Annotated in this window: 18 protein-coding genes; 13 read left to right on the top strand and 5 right to left on the bottom strand. The window is 71.1% G+C overall.

Annotated elements, in window-relative coordinates; all coding sequences use genetic code 11:
• Positions 1-212: 212 nt before the first annotated feature.
• The 3 genes from JOC24_RS30590 to JOC24_RS30580 form a co-directional block, all read right to left on the bottom strand.
• Positions 213-899: a sigma-70 family RNA polymerase sigma factor gene (locus tag JOC24_RS30590; protein WP_205023681.1), complete on the bottom strand. Its 687-nt coding sequence runs from the start codon at positions 897-899 to the stop codon at positions 213-215.
• Between the two features lie 256 nt (positions 900-1155).
• Complete coding sequence (locus JOC24_RS30585) at positions 1156-1947, bottom strand: hypothetical protein (protein ID WP_205023680.1); 792 nt, start codon at positions 1945-1947, stop codon at positions 1156-1158.
• A 575-nt stretch (positions 1948-2522) separates the two neighbouring features.
• Entirely contained in the window at positions 2523-3473 is a 951-nt protein-coding gene (locus JOC24_RS30580) for a LysR family transcriptional regulator (RefSeq protein WP_239581204.1), read from the bottom strand.
• 115 nt (positions 3474-3588) lie between these two features.
• Here JOC24_RS30580 and JOC24_RS30575 point away from each other — a divergent pair, with 115 nt between their 5' ends.
• A complete protein-coding gene (locus JOC24_RS30575) occupies positions 3589-5052 on the top strand; it encodes an MFS transporter (protein WP_205023679.1) in 1464 nt (487 codons plus the stop codon).
• A 19-nt stretch (positions 5053-5071) separates the two neighbouring features.
• Positions 5072-5605, top strand: a complete 534-nt coding sequence (locus JOC24_RS30570; RefSeq protein ID WP_239581203.1) for a pyridoxamine 5'-phosphate oxidase family protein — start codon at positions 5072-5074, stop codon at positions 5603-5605.
• A gap of 127 nt (positions 5606-5732) precedes the next feature.
• On the opposite strand, the gene JOC24_RS30565 is transcribed toward JOC24_RS30570, so the two are convergent.
• Complete coding sequence (locus JOC24_RS30565) at positions 5733-6524, bottom strand: DeoR/GlpR family DNA-binding transcription regulator (protein WP_205023693.1); 792 nt, start codon at positions 6522-6524, stop codon at positions 5733-5735.
• A gap of 327 nt (positions 6525-6851) precedes the next feature.
• Between JOC24_RS30565 and JOC24_RS30560 the strand changes: the two genes are divergently transcribed.
• The 8 genes from JOC24_RS30560 (at position 6852) to JOC24_RS30525 (ending at position 16002) form a co-directional block, all read left to right on the top strand.
• On the top strand, positions 6852-7913 hold the full coding sequence (locus JOC24_RS30560; RefSeq protein ID WP_205023678.1) for an ABC transporter substrate-binding protein: 1062 nt from the start codon (positions 6852-6854) through the stop codon (positions 7911-7913).
• A 34-nt stretch (positions 7914-7947) separates the two neighbouring features.
• The gene (locus tag JOC24_RS30555; RefSeq protein WP_205023677.1) at positions 7948-8802 is read left to right on the top strand and encodes an ATP-binding cassette domain-containing protein; all 855 of its coding nucleotides are present in this window, start codon (positions 7948-7950) and stop codon (positions 8800-8802) included.
• Positions 8799-10049, top strand: coding sequence for a sugar ABC transporter permease (locus JOC24_RS30550; RefSeq protein ID WP_205023676.1), 1251 nt, complete (start codon positions 8799-8801; stop codon positions 10047-10049). The genes JOC24_RS30555 and JOC24_RS30550 overlap by 4 nt, the downstream gene beginning before the upstream one ends.
• 4 nt (positions 10050-10053) lie before the next feature.
• Positions 10054-11565: an FGGY-family carbohydrate kinase gene (locus tag JOC24_RS30545; protein WP_205023675.1), complete on the top strand. Its 1512-nt coding sequence runs from the start codon at positions 10054-10056 to the stop codon at positions 11563-11565.
• Positions 11562-13058, top strand: coding sequence for an FGGY-family carbohydrate kinase (locus JOC24_RS30540; protein WP_205023674.1), 1497 nt, complete (start codon positions 11562-11564; stop codon positions 13056-13058). The genes JOC24_RS30545 and JOC24_RS30540 overlap by 4 nt, the downstream gene beginning before the upstream one ends.
• Positions 13055-13681, top strand: a complete 627-nt coding sequence (locus tag JOC24_RS30535) for a histidine phosphatase family protein (RefSeq protein WP_205023673.1) — start codon at positions 13055-13057, stop codon at positions 13679-13681. The genes JOC24_RS30540 and JOC24_RS30535 overlap by 4 nt, the downstream gene beginning before the upstream one ends.
• Complete coding sequence (locus tag JOC24_RS30530; RefSeq protein WP_205023672.1) at positions 13678-14712, top strand: 2-hydroxyacid dehydrogenase; 1035 nt, start codon at positions 13678-13680, stop codon at positions 14710-14712. Before JOC24_RS30535 ends, JOC24_RS30530 begins: the two co-directional genes overlap by 4 nt.
• Positions 14713-14832: 120 nt before the next feature.
• The gene (locus JOC24_RS30525) at positions 14833-16002 is read left to right on the top strand and encodes a hypothetical protein (RefSeq protein WP_205023671.1); all 1170 of its coding nucleotides are present in this window, start codon (positions 14833-14835) and stop codon (positions 16000-16002) included.
• Positions 16003-16095: 93 nt separating this feature from the next.
• Here JOC24_RS30525 and aztA read toward each other — a convergent pair whose 3' ends face one another.
• Positions 16096-16797, bottom strand: coding sequence for a zinc ABC transporter ATP-binding protein AztA (aztA, locus tag JOC24_RS30520; RefSeq protein WP_205023692.1), 702 nt, complete (start codon positions 16795-16797; stop codon positions 16096-16098).
• 64 nt (positions 16798-16861) lie between these two features.
• Between aztA and aztB the strand changes: the two genes are divergently transcribed.
• The 3 genes from aztB (at position 16862) to aztC (ending at position 19919) form a co-directional block, all read left to right on the top strand.
• A complete protein-coding gene (aztB, locus tag JOC24_RS30515; protein ID WP_205023670.1) occupies positions 16862-17764 on the top strand; it encodes a zinc ABC transporter permease AztB in 903 nt (300 codons plus the stop codon).
• Positions 17761-18969, top strand: coding sequence for a hypothetical protein (locus JOC24_RS30510; RefSeq protein ID WP_205023669.1), 1209 nt, complete (start codon positions 17761-17763; stop codon positions 18967-18969). Before aztB ends, JOC24_RS30510 begins: the two co-directional genes overlap by 4 nt.
• Positions 18970-19040: 71 nt before the next feature.
• Positions 19041-19919, top strand: coding sequence for a zinc ABC transporter substrate-binding protein AztC (gene aztC / locus JOC24_RS30505; protein WP_239581215.1), 879 nt, complete (start codon positions 19041-19043; stop codon positions 19917-19919).
• The last annotated feature ends 21 nt before the right edge of the window (positions 19920-19940 follow it).

The following is a 19940-nucleotide window of genomic DNA, read 5'->3' as shown; positions in this document are numbered from 1 at the left end:
CGTCCGGGGGACGGCTCCGGGAACGGGGCCGATATACCCGGCCGCATCCGCACTCAGACGCCTGGGGCCGGTGCGTCCACCAACTGCGAAACCGGGGAACTTCCGCGCCCGACGGGGCGACTACCGAGGGGGAGCCGAATCCTGTTCCCCCGTAGAGGGGTGTGGTCGTGCCGTGGGGGCCGGCTCGTTCGGAACCGGCCCCACGGGGAGGGTCACGCCGCAGCGGTCGCCGGAGGTTCGGGGCAGGCGTCCGTCTCGCTCTCGGCGAGCTGCAGGATCAGTGCGGCGCGCGCCCGGGCCACCCGGGAGCGGACCGTGCCGACCGGACAGCCGGCCGCCCGGGCGGCCTCGGAGTAGGGCAGGCCGAGGAGTTGGGTGAGCACGAACGCCTCACGCCGCTCGTACGGGAGTGCCGCGAGGAGCTGCTGGATCGCGACACCGTCCTCGAAGCCCGGAACCCCGACGGGCTGGGCCCGTTCGACGGTGAGGCGCCAGTCCTCGGTGTCGGCGAGGCGAGGCCGTGCCGCCGCCCTGCGGAAGTCGTCGACGACCGCGCGGCGGGCGATGGCCAGGAGCCAGGTGCGCGCCGAGGACCGGCCCTCGAATCGGTGAAGACTGCGCAAGGCGCGCAGGAACGTGTCCTGCGCGAGGTCCTCGGCGGACTGGGGGTCGGCCGAGAGGTGGGCGACGTAGCGGACGACGTCGCGGTGCAGCGCCCGTACGAAGGCCTCGGCCGCCGCCTCGTCACCAGCACGCGCGGCCAGCGCCCAGCCGGTGGAGGCGGCGTCGTCGGGCCGGGTCTCCTCCGTGTGCGCGGTCCCCGTGTGCCCGGTGATCACGGCAGGCTCGGGTCGGTGGTGTGCGGGCCCGCCTCGCGCGGCTGTCAGGGTGGTTCTCATCGTCCGGGGTCCTTAACGGATCGCTCCGGAACCGCGCGTCGCTGTCTTCCCCTCGGTCCGTGGCAGGCGCGCGGGTACTCGCGGAGGGCCGTGGCAGGAAGGGACACAGGCCGGGGGTTCCGGTGAAGGGGCACCCGTGCCCTGGTGGCCCGGGTGTGTCCGAAGGGCGCGCCGCGCCGTACGGGCACGACAACGGACGGCCGGTCGCCCGACCGGTCCGTGTGCGGGTGCGTCCTTCGGTGTGCCTGCCGCTGCTTCAGAGCGCGGCGAGGCCCCCGGGCGGGCCTCGTGGGTCCAGGTCGTGGGTGCACAACAGGCCGCGGGGCAGCCGGTCGCTCAGTCCCCGGCGAGCCCTCGTGCGGGGCTGCGGAGAGGGTGCCGGGGCGACGAGTGGAACCTGGAGCGGGGCCAGCAGCCAGCCGGCCACCGACCGCAGGATCTGGAAGGCCGCCCGCTCTCCCCGAGCCAGCCACATCCCGCACACCAGCGCGGCCAGGAGGTGAGCAGCGAGCATGCCCGTCGAGGACATCGCTGCCATGTCGTGACTCATGTGGCCTATGGAGGCCATGTGGCCCATGTGCTCGACGTGGTGCACGCCGGTCGTGCCGTCCACGCCGTTCGGAGAAGTCATGTGGCTGAGGTGGGCTGTGTGGTCCATACCCACCATGCCCCCGCCGTTCGCAGCGCCACCGCACGTCCCGGCGTCTTCGCCCCACGGCTCGGTCGATTCCGTGGCACAGAGGTCGCCCACGGGGAGTGCGGTGCGGGCGGGGGCGGCTGCGGTCGGGGGGACGAGCCCCTGCGCGGTCTCGAATGCGGTGTGCAGGACCCCCTGAGTCGTGACAGCCAAGCCGACTACGAGCCGGGTACCGCGCTCACGCGCGGCGAACCACCAGCTGGGGACCGCCACCCCGAGAAAAGCCGCGGCGAGAGCCCAGGAGGGCAGAGGAGACCCGGACATCAGGACGTGGCCGGTGGCAGCGAGCACGACGGAGACCACGGCGAACATCGTCGCTCGCGTCACGCGTCCGACCGGCCCTGCCTCCATGACCGCTCATCTTCCCACCGCGAGGCGCAGTTCGGCACCGAAGGGCGTGCCCGTCGTCACCGATCCCGGATGGAGACGGAAGTCCACTGAACCCGGCCCATGCGGTGGCGGGGGCGGGTTCGGCGTCACCGGCGCGGGCGACAACGGCTCGGCCTCACCAGGCGGCCCGACCGGGTGTGCCTGGATCCGCGCTCTCAGGTGTCGTTCCGACCGGCCGCCGCGCCCTGTAGATACTCAGGGGCGGTTCCGTTCCTACGACGAGTCGAGGAGTTCGGGGGCTCCCACAGGGCCCACGGTGAGGTGGAGGAGGCCGTGCCCTTCACTCCGGACGCAGCGGTGGCATGTCAACGTTCCGGGACGTGAACAGCGGCGCCCGAAGAGCGACCGACCTCGACGGTGGCGGGTGCGGCTGGTTCGCCCTGCCCGCCCAGGCAGACGCGTCGCAGGAGGGAACCCGGTGGGAATCCGGGGCTGCCCGGTGACGGCGAGTGGAACGAGAGCGTCATCAGCACCGGGCCCCTCAAAACCGGTCCGGCCGAGGACCTCGTCCCTCCGAGGCGAATACCCGGGCGGGATCAGTCGGGTACGGCTCTCCTCGGGTCGGCCGGAGCCATGTCCCGTGCGATCTCGCGTGCGGTACGGCCGAAGAGCTCTATCGCCCGGTTGCCGCCGCCGGACCGCCACATCAGGCCGTATCCGAGGGGCCTGTCCCCCACCACCGGGACGTAGGAGATCCCTGGCCGGCCGTGGTACAGGGTGACGTGGGCGCCTGCCAGGAGAGCCCCGCCACCGCCGGCGACGAGCATCAGTGCCTCCTGGAAGTTGGTGACGGACGGCCCCTGCTCGATCGGCCTGCCACTGGGGGTGCGCGTCGGCAGTTGGTGCTCCAGCCAGTACGCCGGGATGTCCCCCGCGATCGTCAGCAACGGCACATCCGCCAGGTCCTCGAGCGTCACCGTGTCACGTCCGGCCAGGGGATGTCCGGCGGCGACTGCCAGAACCCTGTCCTCGGCCAGGAGCGTCGGCCCGCGGGTCAAGTCGTCCTCGTGCACCGGGAAGTCCGTCAGCTGAAGGTCGAAATCGCCTCTCCGCAGCATTCCGTACGGGTCGGAGAGCGGCACCTCGCACACCTCGACGGCGAGTTCGGGATGTGTGGTGCGCAGCCGCTCGGTAGCCTTCATCACCATCTCTCCGGCCAGGGGCGTCGAGAAGCCGACGTGCAGCACTCCCTCGATGCCACGCGCCGACGCGACGGCACGCGCCAGGGCGTTCTCGATGCCGCGGTAGTGGGGTTCGAGGTCGTCCCGGAGGCGACCGCCCAGAACGGTGAGCGTCACGCTCCGGCTCGTGCGCGTGAAGAGCGGCGCCCCCACGCGACGCTCCAGCTTCTGGATGAGCTGGCTCACCCGGGCACGGGAGAGGCGCAGGCGGGTGGCGGTTCGGCCGAAGTGCAGTTCCTCGGCGAGTACGAGGAAGCATTCGAGTTCGTTCTGGTCCATGTACGTCTCCGGAATCGCGTAGGACATGGATCGGTAAGCCTGGCTGTACGAACGTTGCGATGATCGCTGTTGTTCCCGTCCGGGGCGTGGAGAAGGCTTGAGGCATCACCAACACCCGACACTCCGGAAGGGGTTCTTCGTCATGAGTGCCTTGAGTACTTCGAGCGGGCTGGACTCGCGCAAGTGGGGCGTCCTGCTCGTGCTGTGCGGCGCGATCTTCCTGGAGGGCATCGATGTCGCCATGCTCAACGTGGCGCTGCCGTCGATCCGCGCCGACCTCGGACTCTCCACCGGCGACCTGCAGTGGGTCATGAGCGCCTACGTACTCGGTTACGGCGGCTTCATGCTCCTCGGCGGGAGGGCGGCCGACCTGTTCGGACGCCGTCAGATGTTCGTCTTCTGGCTCACCGTCTTCCTGCTGTTCTCCGGGCTCGGCGGATTCGCCACCGAAGGATGGATGCTGATCGTCGCGCGGTTCGTCACGGGCGTCGCCGCGGCCTTCATGACTCCGGCAGGTCTGTCCATCATCACGACGGGCTTCGCCGAGGGGCCGGAGCGCAACAAGGCGTTGCTCCTCTATTCGGGCACCGCCGCGGGAGGCTTCACGGTCGGGCTTGTCGCCGGCGGGCTGCTCACCGCCATCGGCTGGCGGTGGGTCTTCTTCGCCCCGGTCGCCCTCTCCTTCGTCATTCTGGTCGCCGCCCTCGTCTTCGTCCCCAAATCGGACCGCCCGGACAGAACCGGCAAGCGCGTCGACGCGGCCGGAGCGCTCACCGTCACCGCTGCCCTCGTGCTGATCGTGCTGGCCGTCGAGCGTGCGGCCCACGCCGGCATGGCCGCCGGCCTCGGGACCCTGCTCGCCGGGCTGGCCTTCCTCGTGGCCTTCGTCGTCGTCGAGCGGCGTTCGTCCGAGCCCTTGGTACGCCTGGGCATCTTCCGCAGCGGCTCCCTGGTCCGGGCGAACCTTGCGGCGATGCTGTTCGCCGCCGGGTTCTTCGGCTTCCAGTTCCTGGTGGTGCTGTATCTCCAGGAGCTGCGCGGCTGGTCGACGCTGGAGACGAGCTTCGCGTTGCTGGTCATCGGGGTCGACGCGATCCTCTCCCCGACCCTCACCCCACGGCTGGTCGACCGCTTCGGCAACGCCAAGGTGATCTTCGGGGGTCTCCTGCTGGCCGTGCTCTCCTACGGGCTGTTCCTCCCACTGGGAGCGGACTGGAGTTACGCGGCCATGTTCCCGGGTCTGATCATCCTCGGCCTCGCCTTCTCCCTCGCATACGGCCCGCTCACCATCGTGGCGACGGAGGGCATCGCAGAGGAGGAGCAGGGGCTCGCCGGCGGTCTTCTCTACACGGCCTTCCAGTTCGGTGCCGCCCTCGGGCTCTCCGCGGTCACCGCGGTCAGCGTGGCCGCCACACACGGGGGAACCCCTGCCGCGCTGCTGGACGGATACCGGGCCGGTCTGATCGTGCCGTTCGCGGCGGCGGTGGCCGCCGCTGTCATCAGCGCCTTCGGCCTGCGTTCCCGGCGGGGCGCCCTGTCGTCCGGCACGGTTCGAGCCACGCCGGACACCGCCGCAGAGCGAGCCGACGTCCCCACCTCCCGCTGATCCTCGAAAGGACAGACCCATGACCGACACCGTCAGCTCGTTCTCCGAGATCCAGGACTCCTTCCTCGCCTACATCCGCGACATCAAGTACGCGACCATGGTCACGGTCGACCGTCAGCACCGCCCGCGCGCTCGTGTGCTGCTGCCCGTGTGGGAGATCGTCGACGGCGAACCGGTCGGCTGGCTCGCCGCCTACCGGACCCCGGTCAAGAGCGCGCACCTTGCGGACAACCCCCATACGACGTACGCGTACTGGAATCCCCGTCAGAACGCGGTCTTCGTGGACAGCGTCTCCACCTGGGCCGACGACGAGGAATCCAAGGTCCACGCGTGGGACCTGTACAAGCGGGGCGGTCCGCCGGGGCTGGGGTACGACCCGGTCCACTACTGGCGTGGGGGCCCCGGGGATCCCGACTACCACGTGCTGCGGATCGATCCGTGGCGTATACAGCTCGTCCGCGGTTCCGATCTGCGCGGCACGCTGTGGCGGAGGCAGGACCCCGCCCGAGCGGTCACCTCGTCCGCCGACTCGGCCGGAACGGCCGTTCGCTGAAGTCCTCGTGAGGAGGACGGGTGCCCCGCTGCGACGGGGCACCCGTCCTCCTCACGTGCGCTTGCCCCGAGGGGGACCGTGGCCGGTGGAGACACGGCTCGTGCTCACGGCCACCCCTGGAACGGGCTCACGTCGTCCTGGATGCGGGCGGGCGGGCCACGAGCACCTCGACGCCGTCGGCCTGGAGCGCGTCGAGGTCGAAGGCCGGGATGCCGGAGTCGACGATGACGAGGTCGAACGCGGCCACGGGGGCCAGTTGGTAGAGGCCGCGGCGACGGAACTTCGTGTGGTCGACCAGGAGGATCTTGCGCGCACAGGCGTCCATCAGGGCCCGCTTCACCGCCACCGTCTCCTGCGACTGGTGGTAACAGTGGCCGCGGGTGATGGCGGTCGTGGACGCGAAGAGCGTGTCGGCGCTGAGGCTGGTCACGGCGTCAACGGTGCGCAGGCCGAGGAAGGCGTCGTATGCCGGGTAGTAGGTGCCTCCCAGCGAGATGAGTTCGATGCCCGGGCTGTCGGCCAGCGTCTGGGTGACGGGGCCGAAGTTGGTGATGACGGTCAACGGCGCGTGCCGGTCCAGGAGACGGGTGAGCGCCAGCGCCGTCGTGCTGTCGTCGATGACGACCGCCTGCCCGGGCTTGACCAGGGGCAGGGCGGCGCGGGCGATGGCTTCCTTCTCCGCCGTCATGGCGCGGGCGCGGTGGCGGACGTCGCCGTGGAAGGCGGTCGAGGGCTGAGCGGTCGCGCCGCCGCGTACCTTCCTCAGCCAGCCCCGGTCCTGCAGGTGGTCGAGGTCCCGGCGGATGGTCATGGCGGTCACGCCCAGCTCGTCGGCCAATTGTTCGATGCGCACGAACCCCCGCTCCACGACGCGGCCCTTGATCCGCTCCCGCCGTTCGCGGGGCTTGCTGCCGCTCAGGTCGGCCGGGCGCCGGTCATCTGCTCCCACGGAAGCTCCTGTTCATTTTCTGTGAAGTGAACATCCCGGGCCGGCCCCTCACCTCGTTCGTCACTCCCTCCGGAGAGGCCGCCCGTACACCTGCCGCCGCTGCCGCCCGCTTCGGGGCGACGGCCGCCGGCCTGACCCCGCGTGCCGCCCCGCCGATCCCGCCCACCCGCCGAACGAACATCGAAGGCCGGAGAACCAGCACAGCAATTGTTCAATTACTGCGATCCGTTGACACAAATGAAACATCTGAGTTTCCTGAGCGTTGCCTTCACAGTGTCCATGAGCAGGGAGTGGAACATGAGAAGACCGGCACGTCTTGCTCTCCTAGGGATCCTCGCCATGGGCACGCTCGTCTCGTGCGCGGAGGAACCCGGCACGAGTGACTCCGGCGGCGGCGTGGGCAAGGTCGCGTTCCTGATGCCCGACCTCGCCTCCACCCGGTACGAGCAGTACGACGCCCCGCTCTTCAAGAAGCGCATGCGTGCGCTCTGCCAGGAGTGCGGGGTCATCTACCAGAACGCCGACAGTGACGCGTCGCTGCAGCAGCAGCAGGCCAATTCCGCGATGGCGCAGGGCGCGAAGGTCATCGTGCTGGACCCGGTCGACTCCGACTCGGCGTCCACCATCGTGCAGACGGCGCATTCCCAGGGCGTCAAGGTGATCGCCTACGACCGCCCGGTTTCCAGGAAGCCCGCGGATTTCTACGTCTCGTTCGACAACGAGGCGATCGGCGAGTCCATCGGCCGGTCGCTGGTCGAGCACCTCGAGAAGACGGGAGCGAAGGGCGGACTGCTCCAGGTGAACGGTTCCCCTACCGACGCCGCTGCCGGACTGATCAAGAAGGGCATCCACAAGGCCGTCGACGACAGCGGGTTCGATCTGCTCGCCGAGTACGACACCCCGGACTGGTCGCCGGAGAAGGCGCAGCAGTGGGTGAGCGGGCAGATCGCCCAGTACCCCGGCGGGATCGCCGGTGTGGTGGCCGCCAACGACGGCACCGGGGGCGGCGCGATCGCGGCCTTCAAGGGCGCCGAGGTGAAGGTCCCTCCGGTCACCGGTAACGACGCCGAGCTGGCGGCGGTGCAGCGCGTGGTTTCGGGCGACCAGTACAACACCATCGACAAGCCCATCAAGACGGTCGCGGAGGCGGCCGCGGAGGCGGCCCATCAACTGATGGAGGGTGAGACGCCGAAGGCTGACTCGACGCTCTTCGACACGCCGTCACAGCTGTTCGAACCGACGGTGGTGACGCGGGAGAACCTCAAGGAGGTCGTCTTCGGCCCTGACGGGGTGCTCGAGGCCGAGGACGTCTGCACCCGTGTGTACGCCGACGACTGCCGGCGTCTGGGCATCGGGTAGCGGCCGTCCTGCACCACTGCGAGAGAGGGGACCCATGACGAGCTCCGCGATCCCCGGGACGGCCTCCGGTACGCCCCCTGGAACGGTCTCAGGAGGCGACGGGACCGGTGTGCTGTCGCTGAGGGGGGTGAGCAAGCAGTTCGGCGCGGTCGCCGCGCTCAGCGGGATCGACCTCGATGTCGCTGCCGGTGAGGTGGTGGCCGTGGTCGGGGACAACGGCGCCGGCAAGTCCACCCTCGTCAAGATCCTTTCGGGGGTGTACGCCCCCGACGCGGGGACGGTCTCCTTCCACGGCAGGGAGGTCTCGTTCGACTCTCCGAGCGCCGCGCACGCCCTGGGCATCGCGACGGTCTACCAGGACCTGGCGCTGTGCGAGAACCTCGACGTCAAGGCGAACCTCTTCCTGGGCCAGGAGCTCCGGCCCTGGATGCTCGACGACGTCGCCATGGAGAAGCGGTCCTGGGAGCTGCTGCGTGAGCTGCGGGCCAGGATTCCCACGCTGGACGTGCCGGTGGCCGCCCTCTCGGGCGGCCAGCGGCAGACGGTGGCGATCGCCCGGGCGCTGCTCGGCCGGCCGGAGGTCGTCCTGCTCGACGAGCCGACTGCGGCCCTCGGTGTCACTCAGACCGCCGAGGTCCTCAACCTCATCGAGCGGCTGAGGAGCAGAGGGCTCGGCGTCGTCATGATCAGCCACAACATGGAGGACGTCCGGGCGGTCGCCGACCGGGTGGCGGTGCTCCGGCTCGGCCGCAACAACGGTGTGTTCGACGCCCGGGAGGTGTCCTCCGAGGAGGTCGTCGCGGCGATCACCGGCGCCGCCGACAACGCCGTTTCGCGGCGTGCCACGCGCCGCTCGACCGTCTCTCGGGAAGAAGAGGAACAGGCGTGACGTCTCTCGGGTCTCCGGTGGCGGCGGCCACCGACCGGCAGGACGGGCCTCCGGCGGCACGGCACGGCTTCCGCGACAGCGTTCGCGGTACGTTCCGCCGTGCCCGGGACGGCGACCTGGGCATGCTGCCGGTCGTCGCCGGTGTCGTGGTGATCTGGACGATCTTCCAGTCGCTGAACCGGACCTTCCTGTCAAGCACCAACCTGGTGAACCTGGCCTTCGACATGGTGCCCCTGGGGGTGATCGCGCTCGGCATCGTCTGCGTCCTGCTGGTCGGCCAGATCGACCTGTCGGTCGGCTCGGTGAGCGGCGTGGCGGCGGCCGTCACCGGCGTGGTGATGGTCCGTCACGAGCAGTCGGTGTGGCTGGCGATCCTGGTGGCCGCGGGTGTCGGCGCGCTGATCGGCTGGCTCTACGGGCAGGTGCTCAACCGCTTCGGTGTCCCCAGTTTCGTGGTCACCCTGGGCGGGCTGCTGGCCTTCCTCGGCACTCAGCTCTGGCTCCTGCGGGGTCAGAACGCCATCAACCTGCCCTACGACTCCGCCCTGGTGAAGTTCGCGCAGGTGTGGTTCGTCCCCGACACGTCGGCCTACGCCCTCATGCTCCTCGCGGCCGGCGGTTACCTCGCCGTCGGCCTGACCCGCGCTCGCAGTCGCCGCCGTGCCGGGCTGTCGTCCGTCGCGCCGATGTGGCTGGTGGCGCAGTCCCTCGCGCTCGCGGCGGCGCTGCTCTTCGCGGTGTACTACCTGAACCGGACCCGTGGCGTGCCGTGGATGTTCGTGCTCTTCGTCGCCCTGGTCCTGGCCCTGCACTACGTCCTCACCCGGACCAGGTTCGGCCGGTCGCTGTACGCGGTGGGCGGCAACGCGGAGGCTGCCCGCAGGGCCGGTATCGACGTACGCGCCAGGTACACGGCGGCGTTCGTCATGTGTTCCACACTCGCCGCGACCGGCGGGGTCCTGGCCGCCGCGCGTCTCGCCGCGGCGAATCAGAGCACCGGCACCTCGGACGTGAACCTCAACGCGATCGCCGCCGCGGTGATCGGCGGCACCAGTCTCTTCGGCGGCCGCGGTTCGGCCTTCGCCGCGCTGCTCGGCGTCGTCGTCATCCAGTCGATCTCCAGCGGGCTCACCCTGCTCAACCTCGATTCCTCGTACCGATTCGTCATCACGGGCTGCGTGCTGCTGGTCGCCGTCGCCCTGGACTCCGCCGCCCGCCGCTCGCGGCAGGCACACGGAAGGGGCTGAGTACATGACGTCGCTGGCCATCGATGCCGGCACCACCACCGTCAAGGTGGTCGGCTACGGCTCGGACGGGAGGGAGCTGATTGTCAGTCACCGGCCGACCGAGGTGCTGCGGCCCGGACCGGGGCGGGCGGAGCAGGACATGGGGCGCGTATGGGACGCGGTCGCGTCCGCCACCCGCGAAGTCGTGGACGCGCTGCCCGAGCCGCCGGAGCTGGTCGCCGTCACCGGGCAGGGCGACGGGGCGTGGCTCGTCGACGACCGGATGCGGCCCACCGGGCCCGCCGTGCTGTGGAACGACGGCCGGGCCGCCGACCTGGTCACCGGGTGGGAGCGCGACGGCACTCTGGAGCGCGCCTTCAGGATCTGCGGCTCCCGGTTGTCCACCGGCATGCCCAACGCCGTACTGGCCTGGATGCGGGAGCACGACCCGGACCGGACGCGCCGCTCCCGCCACCTGCTGACCTGCGGAGGCTGGCTCTTCCTGAAGCTCACCGGGGAGGCGGCCGTGGACGAGTCCGAGGCGTCGGCGCCCTTCCTGGACATCGGACGACGCACGTGGTCCGAGGAGCTGTTCGAGCTGTACGGCGTGGAGTGGGCCCGTGACCTGCTGCCCCCGCTCCGGGACGACGACCACCGGGTGACCCCGCTCAGCAGCACCGCCACCGCCGAGACGGGGCTGCCCGCGGGCATCCCGGTGGTTCTGGCGCCCTACGACATCTGCGCCACCGCCATCGGCTCCGGCGCGGTCAGCACCGGCCGGGCCTGCACCGTGCTCGGCACCACACTGTCCACCGAGATCGTCACCGACTCCGCCCGCTGTGTGCTCACCGACGAACCGGTGGGCATCACGGTCACCCTGGGCGTCCCCGGACACTATCTGCGCGCCTTCCCCACCATGAGCGGCGGCGACATGCTGCACTGGGGCGCACGGCTCCTCGGGCTCACCTCGGCCACCGACCTGATGGCTCTGGCCGAGCGCGGCGCCGAGAACACGGCCGGAGTGCGGTTCCTGCCCTACGTCTCCTCCGCCGGGGAACGCGCCCCGTTCTTCGACCCGGGAGCGCGCGGTTCCCTGTCCGGTCTGTCCCTGGACAGCGGACGGGAGGACGTGGCCCGCGCGGTGGTGGAGGGTGTCACCATGGCGATCCGGGACTGCCTCGCGGCCTCCGCGGCCACCCCGGAGCTGTTGACCCTCAGCGGCGGCGGCGCCCGGAGCCCCTACTGGACACAGCTGATCGCGGATGTCGTCGGCCTGCCGGTGGCGATCCCGGCGGACACGGAGACGGGGGCCCGCGGCGCCTGGCTGACCGGCATGGTCGCGACCGGCCGCGAGCCGGACTTCGCCACCGCCGCGGGACGGCACGTACGGATCTCCGCCACCTGTGACCCGGACCCCGCCAAGGGCCCGGCCGTGGGCGACCGTTACGCGGAGTTCCTGCGGCTGCGGGAGCTGCACCGGCCGATCTGGGCGCTGGGGCGCGGTGGTGGGGACCTCGCCGAAGGTGTCGGCGCATGACCGGCGTGGTCCCGGACGTGTGGCTGGGAATCGACCTGGGCACCCAGGGAGTCCGCGCGGTCGCCGTGACCTCGTACGGCCGGCTGCTCGGCACCGGGTCGTCCCCGCTGACCAGTCACCGGCGCGGCGAACGGCATGAGCAGGACCCGGAGCAGTGGTGGCGTGCGGTCTGTTCGGCTGTCGGGCAGACCTGCGCCGCAGGTGCCGATCCGCGCCGTGTCCGGGCCGTGGCCGTCGACGCGACCTCGGGCACCCTGACTCTGACCGACCGGCACGGCCGGTGCGTCGCGCCCGGCCTCATGTACGACGACGGCCGCGCCACCGTGGAGGCGGAGCAGGTCAACGCGCTCGGCGAACAGCAGTGGGCCAAGGCCGGCTACCGGCGGATGCAGCGGTCCTGGGGGCTTCCCAAGCTCCGCTGGCTGCTCGACCGGTACCCGCACGCCGTGGCCGACGGCTGGCGTCTCGCCCACCAGAACGACGTGATCAACCGCAGGCTCGTCGGGCACGAGGTGCCCACCGACACCAGCAACGCCCTCAAATCCGGGGCGGACGCCGCGACGGTGACCTGGCCGGAGCAGGTGTTCGCCACGCTGGGGATCCCCCCGCAGATCCTGCCCGGCCTGGTGATGCCCGGCACCGTGATCGGGGAGGTGTGCGCCGACGCGGCGGCGGAGTGCGGGCTCGCCCCCGGCATTCCCGTGGTCGCGGGGATGACCGACGGCTGTGCCGCCCAACTCGGCTCCGGGGCGACCGCGCTCGGCAGCTGGAACTCGGTCCTGGGCACCACGCTCGTCCTCAAGGGCGTCACCGAGGACCTGCTGCACGACCCGAACGGTGTCGTCTACTCCCACCGGTCGCCCTCCGGCCACTGGCTGCCCGGCGGCGCCTCCAGCACCGGTGCGGCCTTGGTCGCCCGGGAGTTCGCGGACGCCTGCCTGGATCGGCTGGCCGAAGAGGCGGCGCCCCTGCTGCCCACCGGACTGCTGCGCTACCCACTGGGCTCGCCCGGGGAGCGGTTTCCGTTCGTCGCCCCGGACGCCGTCGCGTTCGGCAGCCGGGAACCGGCAAGCCCTGCCGAGGACTTCGCCGCGCTGATGCAGGGCGTCGCGTACCTCGAGCGTCTCTGCTTCGACTACCTGGACCTGCTCGGCGCCCCCACCGGCGGAACGGTGGCCCTCACCGGCGGGGCGACCCGCAACCCGGTGTGGAACCAACTGCGGGCCGACGTGCTGCGCCGGCCGCTGACCCTCCCCCGCCATGCCCAGCCCGCGCTGGGCATGGCCGTACTCGCCGCATCCGCCTGCGGAGTTCCGGGCGGCCTCGACGGTGCCGCCGCCGCGATGGTGCGGCCCGGCCATGTCCTGGAGCCGCGGGACGAGAACCGGCCCGCCCACGACGAGGGCTACGCCCGGTTCCTCGATCTGCTGGTGCGGCGCGGCTGGCTGCCCGAGACCGTATCGGCCCACGCACGGGAAAGGACCGCGCCATGAGCCTGCATGTCTTCCTCGTCCGGCACGGGGAGAGCGTCTGGCACGAGGAGAACCGCTACGCCGGGGTCACCGACATCGACCTCTCCGAGCACGGACGCGCCCAGGCCGAACGGCTCGCCTCCTGGGCGGATCGGGCGGACCTCACGGCGGTGTGGTCCTCCCCCATGCGACGCTGCCGGCGGACGGCGGAGGGGAGCGCGGCCCGCGCCGGCCTGCCACTGGCCGTCGATCCACGCCTGCGTGAGGTCGATTTCGGCATCGCCGAGGGGATGACCCGCGCCGAGATGCGGGAGCGCCTGCCCGGCACGCTGAAGGCCTTCGAGGCCGACCCGGTGGGCAGCCACTTCCCGGAGGGAGAGGACCCCGTCGCCGCCGCCGAACGCTATGCCGGTTTTCTCGCGGGTCTGCGGGCGGCCGGTCACCAGGAGGGGCGCGTCCTCGTCGTGGCCCACTCCACGGCGATCCGGCTCACCCTCTGCCGACTGCTCGGCGTGCCGCTGCGGGACTACCGCCGGGTCTTCCCCCGCCTGGCCAACTGCGCGTTGAACGAGCTGATCCTTCGTGACGGCACACCCTCGCTGCTGGCGCTGAACCAGCACGTGACCCCAGGAGTACCGGAGTGACCACGATTCTCACGGCCGGCGACCACTTCGTCCGCAACTCCCTGTTCGCCGACAGCCTCCGGCAGGTCGCGCCCGAGGCAACCTTCCGTGAACTCACCCTGCCCTGGCCCGTCGAGCCCTTCGGCCCGGTGGCCGAGGTCCACGAGGCCTCCGGTACCGAGGACCAGCTCATCGAGGCCCTGGACGGTGCGGACATCTGCGTCACCCAGATGGCACCGCTGACGGAACGGGTCCTCGACGCGAGCCCCGGGCTCCGCCTGTTCTGCGTAGGCCGGGGAGGCCCGGTCAACGCCAATCTCGCGGCGGCGACCCGGCACGGTGTCGCGGTCACCTTCGCCCCCGGCCGCAATGCCACCGCCACCGCCGAGCACACGGTCGCCCTGATGCTGGCGGCGACCCGTCGAGTCCCCGCCACCCACCAGGACCTGACCGAGGGTGTCTGGCGGGGCGACTACTACCGCTACGACAGGGTCGGCCCCGAGCTGGAGGGCGGCACGGTCGGCATCGTGGGATACGGCGCGATCGGCTCGCGGGTGGCCCGCATCGTCCGCGGTTTCGGTGCCCGTGTCCTGGTCGCCGACCCGTATGTCAGCGAGGCGGACCTGGGTACGGCGGAGCTGGTGGACCTCCCCGAACTGATGCGCCGTGCCTCCTTCGTCACCGTGCACGCCCGGGCGACCCCGAAGACCGAGGGGCTGCTCTCACGTGAGCTGATCGGTCTCATGCCTCCCGGCGGCGTGCTCGTCAACTGCGCCCGCGGCTCCCTGCTGGACTACGACGCCGTCTGCGACGCCCTGGACGAGGGCCGCCTCTTCGGCGCCGCCTTCGACGTCTTTCCCGAGGAGCCGCTCCCGGCCGGCTCCCGGCTGCGGCGTACCCCCGGCGTCGTGATGACCCCGCACCTGGCCGGGGCCAGCAAGCAGACCGCCCACAACGCGGCCGCTCTCGTGGCCGATGAGGTCGCCCGGTTCCTGACGGGCCGCGCCCCCGCCCACTGCGCGAACCCGGAGGTGCTGCGGACCCGGCGCTGACCGGCGCGCCAAGCGTTCTCCCGGCTCGGGCACCACCACCGGTGCGCCCCGTGCTCGCCCACCGGGCGTCTCGGGACGCCCGGTGGAGCACGACCCTCGACCTCGTGGAAAGGAAACCGCGTGCGCGGCAAGCTCCGGACGTTCCGAACCGTTCTCGTCGCCGGAATCAGTGTCCCGGCCTTCCTCATCGCCGCCTCTTCCCCCGGCAGCGCCGCCGAGGGTGACCGCGGCGGACACCGGCCCGGGCTGCCGTCCCACGTGTACGGCGGTGCCTGGCCGACAAGCCATCTGCAAGGCGTGACCGTCGACCGCAGACGCGGCTTCGTCTACTGGTCGTTCACCCAGAAGCTGGTCAAGACCGACCTCGGCGGCAAGGTCGTCGGGACCGTCGAGGGCCTCACCGGCCATCTCGGTGACATCGACGTCGACGACCGGAACGGCAGGGTCTACGGATCGCTCGAGTACAAGGCGGCGGAGTCGTTCTACATCGCCGTCTTCGACGGCCGCGAGATCGACCGGGTGGGGATGGACGCCGAGCGGGACGGCGTCATGACCGCGGTCCATCTCGACGAGGTGGCCGCGGACTTCACCGCCGACATGGACGGCGACGGCGTCTTCGACGGTGACACCGCCGACACCCCGGACCACCGCTACGGATGCAGTGGCATCGACGGCGTGTCGTTCGGCCCCGGGTTCGGCAGGAGGGGCGGCAGGCAGACGCTGAAGGTCGCGTACGGCGTGTACTCCAACACCGGCCGGACCGACAACGACCACCAGGTGATCCTGGAGTACGACATCAGATCCTGGGACAGGTACGCGCGGCCGCTCTCCCAGGACGCCCCGCACCACAGTGGCCCCGAGCACCACGACGGCAAGTTCTTCGTCCACACGGGCAACACCACCTACGGCGTGCAGAACCTCCAGTACGACCCGTACACGAGGAACTGGATCATGGCGGTGTACAAGGGCAGGAAGGAGGGTTTCCCCAACTACTCCTTCTTCACCGTCGACGGCTCCGCCCCGCCGGTGCGCGGCGAGATCAGGGGACAGGCCACGCCGGAGACCGGCCGTCTCCTCACCCTCCGCGACGCGGGCCTGCGCGACGACGCGACCGGCATCCGCGGCTGGGAGTTCCACGGCAGCTACGGGTTCGACGCGTTGGGCGACGGACGTTACTACGTGGCGGAGGGGCGGGCCGTGCAGAAGGACGGCGTCATCGAGCAGGAGGGAGAGATCCGCATGCACCGCTGGACGGGCGAGGCGCCCGGGCCGTTCAGCCCCGTCGGCTGACGGCCGCAGGTCCGTCTCCATTCGCGGCCACCGACGGACACGTTCGACGAGGCCACCGCCGGACCCGGACGGCGCGAACGCCGCACCCGCCCCTCACACCCGTCGGGGCAGGCGCCAGACCTCGTCGATCGCGTCGCCGGTCAGCACCTCGCGGGGATCCCCCTCCGCCCGCAGCCGGCCCTCCTGGAGCAGCAGGACGTGCCCGGCGGACCTGGCCACCTCGAGGTCATGGGTCGCCTGCACGACCGTCACCCCCTCCTCCGTCACCTCGGCGAGTACGTCGGCGATGAGCCGCTGAGCCGTCGCGTCGAGGCCGGTGGTGGGCTCATCCAGTACGAGCAGATCCGCCTCCTGCGCCAGCCCCTGGGCTACGAGGGCGCGCTGGCGCTGGCCGCCCGACAGCTCCCCCAGTTGCCGGTGGGCCAGTGAGCTGATGCCGAGTCGGCCCATACTCGCCTCCACCACGTCCAGGTCCCTCGGCGTGAGCCGCCGCCACAGCCCGCGCCGCCCCCACCTGCCCATCGCCACCGCGTCCCGCACGGTCAGCGGCAGCACATCGGCCGCCCTGCTGCGCTGCGTCACGAACGCCGCGCGTGTGTCGGTCCGGCGCTCCACCTCACCCGCTGTCACCTGGATCACGCCGGCGACCACGCCGAGCAGTGTGGACTTGCCCGAGCCGTTCGGCCCGACCACGGCAGTCGTGGTGAAAGCCGGTATCCGCAGGGTGAGTTGATCGAGCACCGCACGGTTCGCATAACCGGCCGACACACCGTCGAGCCTTACCTGCCGCTGCATCTCCCGAGCCTCTTCCCACTGCTTCGTTGTAGTGATAATCATTTTCATTGTAGTGTCCTGCCGCATGGAATGGTTGATGGGCCCCTTCGAGGTGGCCTTTGTGCAACGGGCCCTGTGGGGCGGCACGCTCGTGTCGCTGATCTGCGCCCTGGCCGGAACGTGGGTCGTCCTTCGCGGCATGGCCTTCTTCGGGGACGCGATGTCGCACGGCATGCTCCCCGGGATCGCGCTCGCCTCGCTGCTGGGGGGCAACCTGCTCGTCGGCGCCGCCGTGAGCGCGGCCGTCATGGCGCTCGGTGTCAGCGTCGTCGGACGGTCACCCCGGCTGTCGCAGGACACGAGCATCGGCCTGCTCTTCGTGGGGATGCTGTCGCTGGGCGTGATCATCGTGTCGCGCTCGCAGTCGTTCGCGGTCGACCTGACCGGCTTCCTCTTCGGTGACGTGCTCGCGGTGCGTCCGGCCGACCTGGCCTACCTCGGGGGCGCCCTGGCCGTCGCGCTGGCGATCTCCGTACCGGGCTACCGGCCGTTCGTCGCACTCGCCTTCGACGAGCGGAAGGCGCACACGCTGGGGCTCCGGCCACGCCTCGCGCACGCGGCTCTGCTGGCCCTGCTCACCCTGGCCATCGTCGCGTCGTTCCACGTGGTGGGCACGCTGCTGGTCTTCGGCCTGCTGATCGCGCCGCCCGCGGCCATGCTGCCGTGGGCCCGGCGCATCCCGGTGATCATGATCGGCGCCGGCTGCCTGGGAGCGAGCGCGACGTTCATCGGTCTGCTGCTCTCGTGGCACCTCCACACGGCTGCCGGGGCGAGCATCGCGGCGACGGCCGTCCTCCAGTTCCTGCTCTCCACCGCCGCCTCCGGCCTGCGCAACCGGTGGGTGCGGTCCGCTCCGGCCACGACCGCGCCCTCCGCCCCGACGAACCACCGCCCGCACACGGAAATGGAATACGGACGTCCGTCATGACACCCAGGAAGATCCGAACCGCCACAGCACTCTCCTGCGCCGCCCTCGCATGCTCCGGTCTGCTCGTCGGCTGCCAGGAAGGCGGCGATACGCAGACACCGGCGAGGAGCTCGGCGAGACCCCACGGGTACGTCGAGGGAGCCGAGGAGGCCTCCGAGCAACAGTCCCGGCTCGTACTCGCCGACGCGGGCACGGGTGCGGTCGAGGTCCTGGACCTGATCACCGGGGACATCACCTCGCTCAAGCGCGGTGACCGCGTACAAGGCCTGCGTACCGACGGCCGGTTCGCCTATGTGAGCGGCGCCGGGGGTACCCACGTCGTCGACTCCGGCGCCTGGACGGTGGATCACGGCGACCACGTCCACTACTACCGCGCCGCCGTTCGCGACGTGGGTCCCGTCACGGGGACGGACGCCGCCCACATCCACAGCGATCAGGCGCTCACCGCGGTGTCCGCGCCGAAGAGCGGGACCCGGCTGCTCGACCGCGGGGAACTCGCGGCCGGCACCGTCCCCCGCGGCAGGCAACTCACCGGCGCGGGGAGCGGGCCGGTCGTCCCCTACAAGGAGCACCTGCTGGTCACAGGGGCAGGCGCCGGGGAGGACACCGTCGAGGTCCGCGACCGGGACGGCACCCGGGTCACCGCGCTGGCGGAGCCGTGCGCCCAGGTGCGCGGCGAGGCCGTCACCCGCCGGGGCGTGGTCCTCGGATGTGCCGACGGCGCGCTGCTCGTCAGCGAGGACAAGGGCACGTTCGACGCGCTGAAGATCCCGTACGGCACACCGGTGAAGGCCTCCGAGCGGGCCGTCGACCTCCGCCACCGGGCGAACAGCACCACGCTCGCCGCCCTGTCCGGGGACGACGCCGTACGGGTCCTCGACGTGACCGACCGCTCCTGGACACGCATCGAGACCGGTCCGGTCGTGGCCGCCAACACCGCCGGGGAGGGATCTCCGCTGCTCGCGCTCGGCAGGGACGGGGTGCTCACCGCCTACGACATCGCCACCGGCAAGAGCATCGCCCGCAAGGAACTCCTTTCCGGGGCAACGGAGTCCGCCTCGATAGAGATCGACACCACCCGCGCCTACGTCAACGACGCCGCCGCCAGGAAGGTCTACGAGATCGACTACGACGACGGGCTGAGGCTCGCCCGGACCTTCCCGCTCGACTTCGCCCCGACGTACATGGTGGAGACCGGCCGATGAGCACCGGTTCCGCGACCGTGCGCGGCCGGCGGGTACCCGCGCGTCTGCTGCTCTCCTGCCTGGTCGGCGCCATGCTCCTGGGGGTGGGCGGTTGTGCGGGAAACGAGCGGAGCCGCCCCTCGGTGGTCGTCACCACGAACATCCTCGGCGACATCACCCGCAACATCGTCGGCGACGAGGCCGAGGTCACCGTGCTGATGCGGGCCGGGGCCGACCCGCACTCCTTCGGAGTCTCGGCTCCGCAGGCGGCGGCCGTCGAGCAGGCCGATCTGGTCGTACACAACGGCCTGGGCCTGGAGGAGAACGTCCTTCGCCACGTGGAGGCCGCGAAGGAGGCCGGCGTCTCCGTCCTGGCGGTGGGGGACGCCGTCGACCCGATCACCTATGCGGCGGGCGAGTCGGCCGACGAGCCCGACCCGCACTTCTGGACCGACCCCGAACGGGTCCGCAGGGCCGTCGGGCTGATCGCGGATCAGGTCAGCGAGCACGTGGAGGGCGTCGACAAGGCCGCCGTCGCGAACAACGCGGTTGCCTACGGGGCGAAGATCGACGAACTGACCACGTGGATGCGGAATCGGTTCGACGAAATCCCGCCGGAGCGTCGCCGACTGGTGACCAATCACCATGTGTTCGGATATCTCGCCCAGCGTTTCGGATTCCGGGTCGTGGGCGCGGTGATCCCTAGCGGCACCACGCTCGCCTCACCGAGCGCATCGGATCTGAAGTCCCTGGCCGACACGATCGAGGCGGCGGGAGTGAAGGCGATCTTCGCCGACTCGTCGCAACCGGACCGACTGGCCCAGGTGCTCGGACGTGAGAGCGGTGTCGAGGTGGACGTCGTGCCGTTGTTCTCCGAATCCCTCACCGAGAAGGGAGAGGGGGCGGCCACCTACCTGGAGATGATGCGCGCCAACACCCGGTCCATAGCCATGGGACTGGGCACCGAATAGCCACGCTGTCGCCGGTCATGC

Origin of the sequence: Streptomyces sp. HB132 (assembly GCF_016909575.1) — a bacterium.
Taxonomy (GTDB): Bacteria; Actinomycetota; Actinomycetes; order Streptomycetales; family Streptomycetaceae; genus Streptomyces.
Note: the sequence above shows the minus strand (reverse complement) of the source record. Positions and strands in the feature narration are given on the sequence as shown.

Excerpts from the sequence above, each read along its gene's own strand:
- JOC24_RS30585 (WP_205023680.1), bottom strand. The coding sequence starts at position 1,947 with ATGGAGGCAGGGCCGGTCGGACGCGTGACGCGAGCGACGATGTTCGCC.
- JOC24_RS30580 (WP_239581204.1), bottom strand. The coding sequence starts at position 3,473 with ATGTCCTACGCGATTCCGGAGACGTACATGGACCAGAACGAACTCGAA.
- JOC24_RS30545 (WP_205023675.1), top strand. The coding sequence starts at position 10,054 with ATGACGTCGCTGGCCATCGATGCCGGCACCACCACCGTCAAGGTGGTC.
- JOC24_RS30535 (WP_205023673.1), top strand. The coding sequence starts at position 13,055 with ATGAGCCTGCATGTCTTCCTCGTCCGGCACGGGGAGAGCGTCTGGCAC.
- JOC24_RS30560 (WP_205023678.1), top strand. The coding sequence starts at position 6,852 with ATGAGAAGACCGGCACGTCTTGCTCTCCTAGGGATCCTCGCCATGGGC.
- aztC (WP_239581215.1), top strand. The coding sequence starts at position 19,041 with ATGCTCCTGGGGGTGGGCGGTTGTGCGGGAAACGAGCGGAGCCGCCCC.
- JOC24_RS30510 (WP_205023669.1), top strand. The coding sequence starts at position 17,761 with ATGACACCCAGGAAGATCCGAACCGCCACAGCACTCTCCTGCGCCGCC.
- JOC24_RS30540 (WP_205023674.1), top strand. The coding sequence starts at position 11,562 with ATGACCGGCGTGGTCCCGGACGTGTGGCTGGGAATCGACCTGGGCACC.
- aztA (WP_205023692.1), bottom strand. The coding sequence starts at position 16,797 with ATGCAGCGGCAGGTAAGGCTCGACGGTGTGTCGGCCGGTTATGCGAAC.
- JOC24_RS30590 (WP_205023681.1), bottom strand. The coding sequence starts at position 899 with ATGAGAACCACCCTGACAGCCGCGCGAGGCGGGCCCGCACACCACCGA.
- JOC24_RS30555 (WP_205023677.1), top strand. The coding sequence starts at position 7,948 with ATGACGAGCTCCGCGATCCCCGGGACGGCCTCCGGTACGCCCCCTGGA.
- aztB (WP_205023670.1), top strand. The coding sequence starts at position 16,862 with ATGGAATGGTTGATGGGCCCCTTCGAGGTGGCCTTTGTGCAACGGGCC.
- JOC24_RS30570 (WP_239581203.1), top strand. The coding sequence starts at position 5,072 with ATGACCGACACCGTCAGCTCGTTCTCCGAGATCCAGGACTCCTTCCTC.
- JOC24_RS30575 (WP_205023679.1), top strand. The coding sequence starts at position 3,589 with ATGAGTGCCTTGAGTACTTCGAGCGGGCTGGACTCGCGCAAGTGGGGC.